Origin of the sequence: Staphylococcus sp. FSL W8-0056 (assembly GCF_037963075.1) — a bacterium.
Lineage (GTDB): Bacteria > Bacillota > Bacilli > Staphylococcales > Staphylococcaceae > Staphylococcus > Staphylococcus aureus.
On sequence record NZ_CP150142.1, the window covers coordinates 700,851 to 714,975 of the forward strand.

Sequence of the window (14,125 nt, forward strand, 5' to 3'; positions counted from 1 at the left end):
CGTATGTTTTATTTTTAATAGTAGAAATTAGAAAATGCTGATTAGTAGGATATAACAGTGAAATTATAAATTTATTAACATCAACAAAACGTGTATAATAAACATATTGTAGAAAAAGGAGCGGTTCAGTTTGGATGCAAGTACGTTGTTTAAGAAAGTAAAAGTAAAGCGTGTATTGGGTTCTTTAGAACAACAAATAGATGATATCACTACTGATTCACGTACAGCGAGAGAAGGTAGCATTTTTGTCGCTTCAGTTGGATATACTGTAGACAGTCATAAGTTCTGTCAAAATGTAGCTGATCAAGGGTGTAAGTTGGTAGTGGTCAATAAAGAACAATCATTACCAGCTAACGTAACACAAGTGGTTGTGCCGGACACATTAAGAGTAGCTAGTATTCTAGCACACACATTATATGATTATCCGAGTCATCAGTTAGTGACATTTGGTGTAACGGGTACAAATGGTAAAACTTCTATTGCGACGATGATTCATTTAATTCAAAGAAAGTTACAAAAAAATAGTGCATATTTAGGAACTAATGGTTTCCAAATTAATGAAACAAAGACAAAAGGTGCAAATACGACACCAGAAACAGTTTCTTTAACTAAGAAAATTAAAGAAGCAGTTGATGCAGGCGCTGAATCTATGACATTAGAAGTATCAAGCCATGGCTTAGTATTAGGACGACTGCGAGGCGTTGAATTTGACGTTGCAATATTTTCAAATTTAACACAAGACCATTTAGATTTTCATGGCACAATGGAAGCATACGGACACGCGAAGTCTTTATTGTTTAGTCAATTAGGTGAAGATTTGTCGAAAGAAAAGTATGTCGTGTTAAACAATGACGATTCATTTTCTGAGTATTTAAGAACAGTGACGCCTTATGAAGTATTTAGTTATGGAATTGATGAGGAAGCCCAATTTATGGCTAAAAATATTCAAGAATCTTTACAAGGTGTCAGCTTTGATTTTGTAACGCCTTTTGGAACTTACCCAGTAAAATCGCCTTATGTTGGTAAGTTTAATATTTCTAATATTATGGCGGCAATGATTGCGGTGTGGAGTAAAGGTACATCTTTAGAAACGATTATTAAAGCTGTTGAAAATTTAGAACCTGTTGAAGGGCGATTAGAAGTTTTAGATCCTTCGTTACCTATTGATTTAATTATCGATTATGCACATACAGCTGATGGTATGAACAAATTAATCGATGCAGTACAGCCTTTTGTAAAGCAAAAGTTGATATTTTTAGTTGGTATGGCAGGCGAACGTGATTTAACTAAAACGCCTGAAATGGGGCGAGTTGCCTGTCGTGCAGATTATGTCATTTTCACACCGGATAATCCGGCAAATGATGACCCGAAAATGTTAACGGCAGAATTAGCCAAAGGTGCAACACATCAAAACTATATTGAATTTGATGATCGTGCAGAAGGGATAAAACATGCAATTGACATAGCTGAGCCTGGGGATACTGTCGTTTTAGCATCAAAAGGAAGAGAACCATATCAAATCATGCCAGGGCATATTAAGGTGCCACATCGAGATGATTTAATTGGCCTTGAAGCAGCTTACAAAAAGTTCGGTGGTGGCCCTGTTGATCAATAAAAGATTTATTGATGAAGGTAAAACTATTGATGTTTATTTATTCGAAGCATTAAATAACCAGATAATCATTGCTATACCAGATTGGTTTTGGTCATATCAGATGGCAATGACATTAGATGAAGAAACTTGTTTTGAAGCAATACTCATGCAATTGTTTGTTTTTAAAGAAGAGGAAGAGGCAGAATCGATTGCATCACAACTAACAGATTGGATAGAAACATATAAAAAGGAGAAAGACTAATGAACTTAAAGCAAGAAGTTGAGTCTAGAAAGACTTTTGCGATTATTTCACATCCCGATGCAGGGAAAACAACGTTAACTGAAAAACTATTGTACTTCAGTGGTGCTATTCGTGAAGCGGGTACAGTTAAAGGGAAGAAGACTGGTAAATTTGCGACAAGTGACTGGATGAAAGTTGAACAAGAGCGTGGTATTTCTGTAACTAGTTCAGTAATGCAATTTGATTACGATGATTATAAAATCAATATCTTAGATACACCAGGACATGAAGACTTTTCAGAAGATACGTATAGAACATTAATGGCAGTTGACAGTGCTGTCATGGTCATAGACTGTGCAAAAGGTATTGAACCACAAACATTGAAGTTATTTAAAGTTTGTAAAATGCGTGGTATTCCAATCTTTACATTCATTAATAAATTAGACCGAGTAGGTAAAGAACCATTTGAATTATTAGATGAAATCGAAGAGACATTAAATATTGAAACATACCCTATGAATTGGCCAATTGGTATGGGACAAAGTTTCTTTGGCATCATTGATAGAAAGTCTAAAACAATTGAACCATTTAGAGATGAAGAAAATATATTACATTTGAATGATGATTTTGAGTTGGAAGAAGATCATGCAATTACAAATGATAGTGCTTTTGAACAAGCGATTGAAGAATTAATGTTGGTTGAAGAAGCGGGTGAAGCCTTTGATAATGACGCGCTGTTGAGTGGAGACTTAACACCTGTATTTTTCGGTTCAGCTTTAGCTAACTTTGGTGTACAAAATTTCTTAAATGCATATGTTGATTTTGCGCCAATGCCAAATGCGAGACAAACAAAAGAAGACGTTGAAGTAAGCCCGTTTGATGATTCATTTTCAGGATTTATCTTTAAAATTCAAGCCAACATGGACCCTAAACACCGTGATAGAATTGCCTTTATGCGTGTCGTTAGTGGTGCATTTGAACGTGGTATGGATGTTACTTTGCAACGTACTAATAAAAAGCAAAAGATCACACGTTCAACGTCATTTATGGCAGACGATAAAGAAACTGTGAATCATGCTGTAGCAGGCGATATCATTGGACTATATGATACTGGTAATTATCAAATTGGAGATACTTTAGTTGGTGGAAAACAAACCTACAGTTTCCAAGATTTACCACAATTTACGCCAGAAATTTTTATGAAAGTTTCTGCTAAAAACGTCATGAAACAGAAGCATTTCCATAAAGGTATTGAACAATTAGTACAAGAAGGTGCGATTCAATACTATAAAACATTACACACAAACCAAATTATTTTAGGTGCTGTTGGTCAGTTACAATTTGAAGTTTTCGAACATAGAATGAAAAACGAATATAATGTTGATGTTGTTATGGAGCCAGTAGGCCGTAAAATTGCACGTTGGATTGAAAATGAAGACCAAATTACAGATAAGATGAACACATCAAGATCGATTTTAGTGAAAGATAGATATGACGATTTAGTATTCTTATTTGAAAATGAATTTGCAACAAGATGGTTTGAAGAGAAATTCCTTGAAATTAAATTGTATAGTTTACTTTAACAGCTCAATTGTATAATCGAATTTGTTACATTAAAAATAATTGTTTCGTTGAAGAAAAATAAATTGTATATTTTAAAAGAAAAAGGTATACTATGATGTATCAAATGAATAACCTATGGCATTTTGTCAGAGGGGAGTAACTTAAGAATCATGACCGTATAAATGATTCGACACTTTATCGTCATTACGAAGATATCTTCCGGTAAAGTGGGCAATTTAAATTGCTTAGTGAGACCTTTGCTATTTATTTAGCATAGGTCTTTTTGTTTGTACTTAACTTATTTATTTAAAGGAGTTGTACATGTTAATGGATCCAAGTTTGATCTTACCTTATTTATGGGTACTTGTCGTTTTAGTATTTTTAGAAGGCTTATTAGCAGCAGATAACGCGATTGTTATGGCTGTAATGGTTAAGCACTTACCACCCGAACAACGTAAAAAAGCTTTGTTTTACGGTTTGTTAGGTGCATTTGTATTTAGATTTTTAGCATTATTCTTAATTAGTATTATCGCGAACTTTTGGTTTATTCAAGCTGCAGGAGCGGTTTACTTAATTTATATGTCAATCAAAAATCTGTGGCAGTTCTTTAAACACCCAGAAATTGAAAGTCCTGAAGCTGGAGATGATCATCATTATGATGAATCTGGTGAAGAGATTAAAGCAAGTAACAAATCATTCTGGGGAACTGTGTTGAAAATAGAATTTGCAGATATCGCATTTGCCATTGATTCTATGCTTGCTGCTTTAGCTATTGCTGTAACACTTCCTAAAGTTGGTATTCACTTTGGTGGTATGGACTTAGGTCAGTTCGTAGTCATGTTCCTAGGTGGAATGATTGGTGTTATTCTAATGCGTTATGCAGCAACATGGTTTGTAGAGCTATTAAACAAATATCCAGGACTTGAAGGTGCAGCCTTCGCGATCGTTGGTTGGGTAGGTGTTAAATTAGTTGTCATGGTATTAGCGCACCCAGACATCGCTGTATTGCCTGAGCACTTCCCACATGGCGTATTATGGCAATCTATTTTCTGGACAGTACTAATTGGATTAGTAATTATCGGTTGGTTAGGTTCAGTTGTTAAAAATAAAAAATCGCATAAATAATTGATGTGAAGCGGACAATCTTAATTTAGTTTAAGGTTGTCCTTTTTCATTTAATTGAGTGATTTATGAAAAATGGATTTTGAAGAATGTGAATCAAAAGATGCGATATAGTATTAAGAAAATGTGCCTTTTATATTTAGCATTTTTTCAATAGAAATTATATAGATTTTAAAGCAAATTAGGTGTTAATGTGTCATAATGATAAGTGATTTTATTGAATGGAGTGGACATTAGTGGATATTGGTAAAAAACATGTAATTCCTAAAAGTCAGTACCGACGTAAGCGTCGTGAATTCTTCCACAACGAAGACAGAGAAGAAAATTTAAATCAACATCAAGATAAACAAAATATAGATAATACAACATCAAAAAAAGCAGATAAGCAAATACATAAAGATTCAATTGATAAGCACGAACGTTTTAAAAATAGTTTATCATCGCATTTAGAACAGAGAAACCGTGATGTTAATGAGAATAAAGCTGAAGAAAGTAAAAGTAATCAGGATAGTAAGTCAGCATATAACAGAGATCATTATTTAACAGACGATGTATCTAAAAAACAAAATTCATTAGATTCAGTGGACCAAGATACAGAGAAATCAAAATATTATGAGCAAAATTCTGAAGCGACTTTATCAACTAAATCAACCGATAAAGTAGAATCAACTGAAATGAGAAAGCTAAGTTCAGATAAAAACAAAGTTGGTCATGAAGAGCAACATGTACTTTCTAAACCTTCAGAACATGATAAAGAGACTAGAATTGATTCTGAGTCTTCAAGAACTGATTCAGACAGCTCGATGCAGACAGAGAAAATAAAAAAAGACAGTTCAGATGGAAATAAAAGTAGTAATCTGAAATCTGAAGTAATATCAGACAAATCAAATACAGTACCAAAATTGTCGGAATCTGATGATGAAGTAAATAATCAGAAGCCATTAACTTTACCGGAAGAACAGAAATTGAAAAGACAGCAAAGTCAAAATGAGCAAACAAAAACCTATACATATGGTGATAGCGAACAAAATGACAAGTCTAATCATGAAAATGATTTAAGTCATCATACACCATCGATAAGTGATGATAAAGATAACGTTATGAGAGAAAATCATATTGTTGACGATAATCCTGATAATGATATCAATACACTATCATTATCAAAAATAGATGACGATCGAAAACTTGATGAAAAAATTCATGTTGAAGATAAACATAAACAAAATGCAGACTCGTCTGAAACGGTGGGATATCAAAGTCAGTCAACTGCATCTCATCGTAGCACTGAAAAAAGAAATATTTCTATTAATGACCATGATAAATTAAACGGTCAAAAAACAAATACAAAGACATCGGCAAATAATAATCAAAAAAAGGCTACATCAAAATTGAACAAAGGGCGCGCTACGAATAATAATTATAGTGACATTTTGAAAAAGTTTTGGATGATGTATTGGCCTAAATTAGTTATTCTAATGGGTATTATTATTCTAATTGTTATTTTGAATGCCATTTTTAATAATGTGAACAAAAATGATCGCATGAATGATAATAATGATGCAGATGCTCAAAAATATACGACAACGATGAAAAATGCCAATAACACAGTTAAATCGGTCGTTACAGTTGAAAATGAAACATCAAAAGATTCATCATTACCTAAAGATAAAGCATCTCAAGACGAAGTGGGATCAGGTGTTGTATATAAAAAATCTGGAGATACGTTATATATTGTTACGAATGCACACGTTGTCGGTGATAAAGAAAATCAAAAAATAACTTTCTCGAATAATAAAAGTGTTGTTGGGAAAGTGCTTGGTAAAGATAAATGGTCAGATTTAGCTGTTGTTAAAGCAACTTCTTCAGACAGTTCAGTGAAAGAGATAGCTATTGGAGATTCAAATAATTTAGTGTTAGGAGAGCCAATATTAGTCGTAGGTAATCCACTTGGTGTAGACTTTAAAGGCACTGTGACAGAAGGTATTATTTCAGGTCTGAACAGAAATGTTCCTATTGATTTCGATAAAGATAATAAATATGATATGTTGATGAAAGCTTTCCAAATTGATGCATCAGTAAATCCAGGTAACTCGGGTGGTGCTGTCGTCAATAGAGAAGGAAAATTAATAGGTGTAGTTGCAGCTAAAATTAGTATGCCAAACGTTGAAAATATGTCATTTGCAATACCTGTTAATGAAGTACAAAAGATTGTAAAAGATTTAGAAACAAAAGGTAAAATTGACTATCCCGATGTAGGTGTTAAAATGAAGAATATTGCCAGTCTAAATAGTTTTGAAAGACAAGCAGTTAAATTGCCAGGAAAAGTTAAGAACGGTGTTGTTGTAGATCAAGTTGACAACAATGGTTTAGCAGATCAATCTGGTCTGAAAAAAGGTGATGTAATTACTGAATTAGATGGCAAACTTTTAGAAGATGATTTACGCTTTAGGCAGATTATATTTAGTCATAAAGATGACTTGAAATCAATTACAGCGAAGATTTATAGAGATGGTAAAGAGAAAGAAATTAATATTAAACTAAAATAATGTTGAGGTGAACAACGTGTCAATTTTTAGCCAGTTTTTAAAAAGATCAAGCCCTCAACAAGGTATTGTATTGTACTATATCGTCGCAATTGTCATTGCATTTTTATTATTAAACTTACCGTATGTTCATAAACCAGGTGTAGAAGTAAATCCAATTGACACATTATTTGTTGCCGTATCCGGAATTAGTGTTACTGGATTGTCTCCGATAAGTATTGTCGATACCTATTCTACATTTGGACAATTAATTATCCTCGTGATATTAAATATTGGTGGAATTGGCGTCATGGCAATTGGTACGATGTTATGGGTGGTACTAGGTAAACATATTGGAATTAGAGAACGTCAGTTAATTATGTTAGATAATAACAAAAACACAATGAGTGGTACCGTCAAATTGATTATTGATATTGTAAAATCAATATTTGTAATCGAACTCGTAGGAGCCATGTTATTAGCATTTTACTTTTATCGAGATAATCCAGATTTAAAATATGCAATCATGCAAGGTGTTTTTGTTTCTATTTCTGCCACTACCAATGGTGGATTAGATATTACAGGTAAGTCATTAATTCCTTATGCACATGATTATTTTGTACAAGCGATAGTTATATTTTTAATAATTTTAGGATCAATCGGCTTCCCAGTATTATTAGAAGTTAAAGCTTATATTCAAAATAGGGTTACTAATTTTAGATTTTCATTATTTACTAAAATTACGACATCAACATATTTATTCCTATTTATTGTTGGGGTATTAGCCATTCTATTATTTGAACATAACCATGCGTTCAAAGGTTTAAGTTGGCATCAATCGTTATTCTATTCGCTGTTTCAATCAGCGACTACAAGAAGTGCGGGTCTTCAAACAATTGATGTGACAACACTAAGTGACCCCACTAATATTATCATGGGTATTTTAATGTTTATAGGATCTTCGCCAAGTTCGGTTGGTGGCGGTATTCGTACAACAACTTTCGCTATTTTAATTTTGTTTTTAATTAACTTTAGTAATAATGCCGATAAAACATCCATTAAAGTTTACAATAGAGAAGTACACATTATGGATATTCAACGTTCATTTGCAGTATTTACAATGGCGACAATTTTAACATTTTTAGGAATGCTAATTATATCAGCTACTGAAAATGGTAAGCTTACATTTTTACAAGTATTTTTTGAAGTCATGTCTGCATTTGGAACTTGTGGACTATCGCTTGGTGTCACAAGTGATATTAGTGATATTTCTAAGGTCGTACTAATGGTACTCATGTTTATAGGACGTGTTGGCTTAATATCATTTATCATTATGATAGCAGGACGTCGAGAACCAGATAAATTCCATTATCCAAAAGAACGTATTCAAATAGGATAATATAATAGCAATCTAAGTTTAGTTAATATAGATTTTAACTGGAACTTAGATTGCTTTTTTAGTTTGTATTTTTAACTTATTTTATAAGACGATTGGTTTTCAAAATGGTAAACTAGTAACAATGAGAGGTGTAACATGATGGAAAAAAATGAAAACATTAATGTAGAGATTTTAACTACGTCAGATATGCATAGTCATTTCTTAAATGGTGATTATGGTTCAAATATTTATAGAGCTGGTACTTATGTTAACCAAATAAGAGCACAAAATCATCGCGTCATTTTATTAGATAGTGGCGGAAGTTTAGCTGGCTCGTTAGCGGCCTATTATTATGCTATTGTTGCACCTTATAAACGACATCCAATGATAAAGTTAATGAACAGAATGCATTATGATGCTAGCGGTGTGAGTCCAAGTGAATTCAAGTTTGGTTTATCATTTTTAACTCGTTCAATTGCTTTGGCACGTTTTCCATGGTTATCAGCAAATATTGAATACAATGTTACTAAGGAGCCTTATTTTTCAACTCCATATTGTATTAAACATTTTGGTGACTTAAAAATTGCTATCGTAGGCGTCACAGCAGATGGTTTAATGGAAAATGAGTATTCTGAAATGGAGCAAGATGTATCTATTGAAAAGACATTAGTGGCATCAAAACGTTGGATTAGATATATCCATGAAGTTGAAGAGCCAGATTTTTTGATTGTAATTTATCATGGTGGATTGAATAAAATTAGTAATAGTACGAAAAATAAAAAGGCAAGTTCGAATGAAGCTGAAAAATTAATGGAAGAACTCGGTGTTATAGATTTAATGATTACAGCTCATCAGCATCAAACAATAGTAGGTCAAGATCATGAAACGTATTATGTTCAGGCTGGTCAGGATGCCAAAGAGCTTGTACATCTTTCGATTAATTTTAAAAAGAGAACAACAACTTATGATGTTGAAAGCATTGATTCTAAAGTGATTGACTTAAATGAGTATGAAGAGGATCAAGAATTATTAGATTTAACATTCTATGATAGAAAAGCAGTGGCTTATTGGTCACAGGAAATCATAAGTGATAAAGGTTTGATGTTATCAGTGAATGGGTTACAAGATTTAGTCTGTCAAACACATCCATTTTCGCAATTATTACATGATGCAATTCAGCTTGCATTTGATAATGATATAACATGTGTCCACGTGCCTATGAACGGAGAGAAGGGGTTGAGTGGACAGATTCGAAATGAAGATTTGTATCATGCATACCCATATCCAGATAAGCCAATGGATATGACAATTAGTGGTCAAAATATCAAAGATATATTGGAGTATAGTTATTCACATTTAGATTTTGTTAACGAGCAATTAAGCTTAACAATTATTGATGAAACGTTATGTACAATGTGGCAAGGATTCAATTATGAGATTGATATGAATCAAGAACCTGGGCAACGAGTAATGTTAGATCAAATTGATTTGACTAAGAGTTATAGAGTTACAATGACTGACTATTGTTATCGTAACTACAAGAATTATTTAAAAAATGCTATTATACATGAATCGTACGATGAAACAATGAGTACATTAATTGCAGAGAAGTTAAGAGATCCGAATTATCGTATTTCATGTAGTGATAATTTTGTAGTTAAAAACAGGTAAATATTGCTATGTAATAAATTAATTATAAGTTCAACAAGTATAAAAACCTTTCTTAGAGAAGATTATCTAGGAAAGGTTTTTAGAATTTTAAAATTGATATAAAAGAACAGTGAAATTCTCATTCATTATATATAAGTAAACAAAAAAGCTAAAATGGTATATACCATTTTAGCAAGTAACGGAAACGGAGGGATTCGAACCCTCGCGCCGCTTTCGCGACCTACACCCTTAGCAGGGGCGCCTCTTCAGCCAACTTGAGTACGTTTCCAATGGCTCCACAGGTAGGACTCGAACCTACGACCGATCGGTTAACAGCCGATAGCTCTACCACTGAGCTACTGTGGATTAATTTGTATGTGTTTGAATATCAAGCACAAATATTATTATAACAAGATTAAGTTAATTTGCAATAGATACCTTAAAAAAATATGCAGAACATTTACACTATATTTATAAAACATTCCGCATATTTTAAAAATAAACAATTTATTTATCTTCAAATAAAGAATAGCGTGTCAATGCTTCAAACACATTCAATGTGGCTTTATTATAATCTATTGGTTGGTCGGGATTTTTTGATATCATGCGAGATTGTTTATCTACCATGTAATAGTAAAAAATGGAATTGTTATATTGATGCCATAAACTGTGGTATGAAACATGAAGAATGATAGATTCATTATTAATAAATGTCACTTTACATTTACGATTTTTTAATTCTTTAATACTTTCGATATAATGCATATTTAACCAAATATTTTCATTTTGTCTGTCAGAATGTGTTGGGAAAAAATAAGTTGGAAATAATGGTGTTAGTAAAATAGGTGGTTTACTAGAAATGCCAGTAATGCGGTTTGTCTCTGCTTTCTTGCCAAGATAAGTATTACCATAAAATTTGCAAGAGCGTTCAATGATTTTCTGGACTTTAAAAGGATTTTGAATACGCGTTTTGTCAAACCGAATTATTTCACTACCGTTTCTTTGATCGTCATCATCAAATGCTGGTCGAATAACCATGTCTCCTTTGCGTATCACATAAATATTTTGAGAATACATAAGCAAAACCTCGCTTTATTAAGTTTTAAACCATTAATATAAAAATACAATTAATGATATAAAGATATTTTATAATAAAATTCTGAGTTGTCAAGTTATTATTTTGGTGAAAATGTACAATAATTTTTAACTAATAGTCAGAATATTCATTGATTTCAAAATTAGAAAAATGTATACTTATTATAAATTAAAGAAAGGTAGTGGTTTCTATGAAATACAATACTAATGTTAAACATACAACTTTAGAAGCGTTTGTCACAACTGTCAATGATTTGGGTATTGAATTAATTATCAATGAAGCACTTCGAGAGGTAAGAAAACGACAGCTCATAGAACTTATAGATGACGCACTCGTCAATAAAGATGAAGCAGCATTTAATCAATATACGGCAGAATACAAAAATTTGGAGGCATTTCTCGGTGAATAACATTGATTCGAATTCCATAACGCAATCATAAAAGGACTATTCTTAACATCTCATACATGTAAGAATAGTCCTTTAATCGTTTATGACATTAATCTAATTAATTCATGTCTATCTATGTCACCGAAATAATGATATAAATCATATTCTGATAGTGCTTCTTCTATGTGCTCAAAGTCGTGTAGACAGCCAACTAATGCATTTTCAAGATCAGTGACATCTCCGACACCAAAGAAATCACCGAAAATTTTTGCATGTTCGATTTTACCTCGTTTAACATCAAACTTAATTTGTACAAATCCTTTTTCAAATTTTTCCTCGCGTTCAAAGTTATATTTAGGGTTTCTACCATAATTCCATGCCCAAGTTCTATATTTGTCGTTACTTAACTTTTCAATATTTTCCCAATCTTCATCCGTTAATTTATATTCTTCTACTTCAGTTTCTCCAAAGATAGTTTTCAAGATGATTTTTTTAAATTCTTCAATTTCTAAAGGGTCATTTAAAAATTCTTGAATGTTTGCTACTCGTTTACGAACAGATTTAATACCTTTTGATTTAATCTTAGCTGGATTAACTTTTAGTGCATTCTGAACTTCGTCTAAATCACTATTTAACATCAACGTACCATGACTAAACATTCTATTTTTAACTTTAACCATAGCATTCCCTGAGATTTTCGCTTGTCCAACTTGAATATCGTTACGACCAGTTAATTCAGCATTTACGCCTAAAGATTGTAATGCTTGAACAATTGGTTCAGTGAATTTTTGGAAATTGTGGAAACTGTTACCATCATCATCTGTTATAAAACTAAAGTTTAAATTGCCAGTATCATGATAAACAGCGCCACCACCAGAAATTCTTCTAACTACATCGATGTTATGAGCATCTATATATGTCTGATTTACTTCCTCTATCGTATTTTGATTCTTTCCAACAATGATAGATGGTCTATTTATGTAAAATAAAAAGTAACTTTCTTCTGCTGGTAAATTTTTTAAAACATATTCTTCCATTGCTAAGTTTAAAGTTGGATCTGTAATATTATTATTACTAATGAATTTCATTACAATCTCTCCCTTATATCTATATATATTCTCTACTTATTTATGCCTTAACTTTGCTCAAAATGCCAATTATATACTCACAAATCATTCTAAATATCGGCTTAAAGTTACATTTTATTATTTTTGATTGTTAATAGTTTATTTGTTAAGTGAATTTTAGTACAATATAATTTAGTTATGATTTAAGGAGGACTTAAAATGACTGTTGCAGAAGTGGGTAACATTGTTGAGTTTATGGATGGATTAAGAGGTCGTGTTGAAAAAATCAACGATAACTCTGTTATTGTTGACTTAACAATTATGGAAAATTTTAATGACCTTGATTTACCGGAAAAAACTGTTATCAATCATAAACGATATAAGATTGTTGAATAAGAAGGTAAGTTATAATGAATAAAATCTCGAAGGCTTTAACTTGGTTTATTATAAGTTTCATTATATTTCATCTCATATTATTTATTATGTGGGGCGAACACCAAGAATACTGGTATTTATATACAGGTATAATGCTAATTGCTGGTATCAGTTATGTATTTTATCAAAGAGATATTGAATCTAAGCGGTTGCTTACATCAATTGGTGTTGGTATTATTACGGCAATTATTTTAATTATGCTTCAACTTTTATTCTCACTTATAACTTCTAATTTAAGTTATAGTTCATTAATTAAAGAATTAGCAAGAACAGGTGTCAATTGGAAGTGGCAAATGTTAGTAACTTTACTTTTTGTCATTCCATGTCACGAGTTATATATGAGAACTGTTTTACAAAAAGAATTAACACATTTTTCAATACCGAAATGGATAGCTATATTAATAACTGCAATTTGTTCTAGTTCATTATTTATTTATTTAGATAATTGGTGGATAGTAACATTTATATTTGTTGCACAAGTGATATTATCATTAAGTTATGAGTATACTCGACGCATAGCAACAACATCCGTTGCGCAAATTGTTGCTATTATATTGTTATTAATTTTTAATGCTTAAATAAGCTTTTCTTAGACGTCTGTGTTCTAAGAAAAGCTTTTTGCTTTAGAAAAGCAATACGAAGATTCAAGGCATGCTTTATTATAGTGTATACATTTTTAACGGCAAGCAGTTATTATTGAGGTTATATTTTAGTCAGTTTTTATTACTAAATATTTTATAAAAATAGTATAATATTTTGTGGGCAAGTTGAATTGATGGTGGCTATCTGAGTAAAGGGGGGTGGTACCTATGGCATTACTTAACACTTTTGAAAGGAAAAGCCTATTGTGATATCTATTGCAAACGCATTACATTTAATGTTAAGTTTCGGTATGTTTATCGTCACTTTCATTGGTATAGTAGTAGCAATAATAAATTTAAGCAATAAAAAATAACCATCATTTCAAAACTTTGACATAGAATGATGGTTAAAGAAAATCTCATTTAGTCACCGTCTTTTTAACGGGCTCATTAGGCGACATGTTCCTGCATGTCGTCTTTTTACATTT

General features: G+C 31.9%; 13 protein-coding genes, 2 tRNA genes and 1 riboswitch. Of the genes, 11 read left to right on the forward strand and 4 right to left on the reverse strand.

Annotated elements, in window-relative coordinates; all coding sequences use genetic code 11:
• Positions 1–130 precede the first annotated feature (130 nt).
• From NSS86_RS03630 to NSS86_RS03660, 7 genes are all read left to right on the forward strand, one after another.
• Positions 131–1,615 (forward strand): UDP-N-acetylmuramoyl-L-alanyl-D-glutamate--L-lysine ligase, encoded by a 1,485-nt coding sequence (locus NSS86_RS03630; protein ID WP_000340119.1) that lies wholly within the window; start codon positions 131–133, stop codon positions 1,613–1,615.
• Positions 1,605–1,856: a YueH family protein gene (locus NSS86_RS03635; protein ID WP_000608862.1), complete on the forward strand. Its 252-nt coding sequence runs from the start codon at positions 1,605–1,607 to the stop codon at positions 1,854–1,856. Before NSS86_RS03630 ends, NSS86_RS03635 begins: the two co-directional genes overlap by 11 nt.
• On the forward strand, positions 1,856–3,418 hold the full coding sequence (locus NSS86_RS03640) for a peptide chain release factor 3 (RefSeq protein ID WP_001049950.1): 1,563 nt from the start codon (positions 1,856–1,858) through the stop codon (positions 3,416–3,418). Before NSS86_RS03635 ends, NSS86_RS03640 begins: the two co-directional genes overlap by 1 nt.
• A gap of 119 nt (positions 3,419–3,537) precedes the next feature.
• A riboswitch (yybP-ykoY riboswitch) is annotated at positions 3,538–3,644 on the forward strand.
• Positions 3,645–3,719: 75 nt separating this feature from the next.
• A complete protein-coding gene (locus tag NSS86_RS03645) occupies positions 3,720–4,523 on the forward strand; it encodes a TerC family protein (protein ID WP_000928413.1) in 804 nt (267 codons plus the stop codon).
• A gap of 218 nt (positions 4,524–4,741) precedes the next feature.
• On the forward strand, positions 4,742–7,066 hold the full coding sequence (locus NSS86_RS03650; protein WP_001795272.1) for a S1C family serine protease: 2,325 nt from the start codon (positions 4,742–4,744) through the stop codon (positions 7,064–7,066).
• Positions 7,067–7,082: 16 nt separating this feature from the next.
• Positions 7,083–8,441 (forward strand): TrkH family potassium uptake protein, encoded by a 1,359-nt coding sequence (locus NSS86_RS03655; RefSeq protein ID WP_000021865.1) that lies wholly within the window; start codon positions 7,083–7,085, stop codon positions 8,439–8,441.
• Between the two features lie 138 nt (positions 8,442–8,579).
• Entirely contained in the window at positions 8,580–10,091 is a 1,512-nt protein-coding gene (locus tag NSS86_RS03660; protein WP_000414165.1) for a bifunctional UDP-sugar hydrolase/5'-nucleotidase, read from the forward strand.
• Positions 10,092–10,270: 179 nt separating this feature from the next.
• Here the strand turns inward: NSS86_RS03660 and NSS86_RS03665 are convergent.
• The 3 genes from NSS86_RS03665 to NSS86_RS03675 form a co-directional block, all read right to left on the reverse strand.
• Positions 10,271–10,359 (reverse strand) — tRNA-Ser (locus NSS86_RS03665).
• A gap of 2 nt (positions 10,360–10,361) precedes the next feature.
• Positions 10,362–10,436 (reverse strand) — tRNA-Asn (locus NSS86_RS03670).
• Between the two features lie 141 nt (positions 10,437–10,577).
• Positions 10,578–11,147, reverse strand: a complete 570-nt coding sequence (locus NSS86_RS03675; RefSeq protein ID WP_000287265.1) for a competence protein ComK — start codon at positions 11,145–11,147, stop codon at positions 10,578–10,580.
• 209 nt (positions 11,148–11,356) lie between these two features.
• Here NSS86_RS03675 and NSS86_RS03680 point away from each other — a divergent pair, with 209 nt between their 5' ends.
• A complete protein-coding gene (locus NSS86_RS03680) occupies positions 11,357–11,575 on the forward strand; it encodes an IDEAL domain-containing protein (protein WP_000876826.1) in 219 nt (72 codons plus the stop codon).
• A gap of 80 nt (positions 11,576–11,655) precedes the next feature.
• Here the strand turns inward: NSS86_RS03680 and NSS86_RS03685 are convergent, their stop codons facing one another.
• A complete protein-coding gene (locus NSS86_RS03685) occupies positions 11,656–12,642 on the reverse strand; it encodes a lipoate--protein ligase (RefSeq protein WP_000668818.1) in 987 nt (328 codons plus the stop codon).
• A gap of 198 nt (positions 12,643–12,840) precedes the next feature.
• Here NSS86_RS03685 and NSS86_RS03690 point away from each other — a divergent pair, with 198 nt between their 5' ends.
• The 3 genes from NSS86_RS03690 (at position 12,841) to NSS86_RS03700 (ending at position 14,011) form a co-directional block, all read left to right on the forward strand.
• Positions 12,841–13,017 carry a YkvS family protein gene (locus NSS86_RS03690; protein ID WP_000214898.1) on the forward strand — a complete coding sequence of 59 codons (177 nt, stop codon included), beginning with the start codon at positions 12,841–12,843 and terminating at the stop codon, positions 13,015–13,017.
• Between the two features lie 14 nt (positions 13,018–13,031).
• Positions 13,032–13,634 carry a CPBP family glutamic-type intramembrane protease gene (locus NSS86_RS03695; protein WP_001033865.1) on the forward strand — a complete coding sequence of 201 codons (603 nt, stop codon included), beginning with the start codon at positions 13,032–13,034 and terminating at the stop codon, positions 13,632–13,634.
• Between the two features lie 314 nt (positions 13,635–13,948).
• Positions 13,949–14,011, forward strand: a complete 63-nt coding sequence (locus NSS86_RS03700) for a hypothetical protein (protein ID WP_228764722.1) — start codon at positions 13,949–13,951, stop codon at positions 14,009–14,011.
• Positions 14,012–14,125 lie beyond the last annotated feature (114 nt).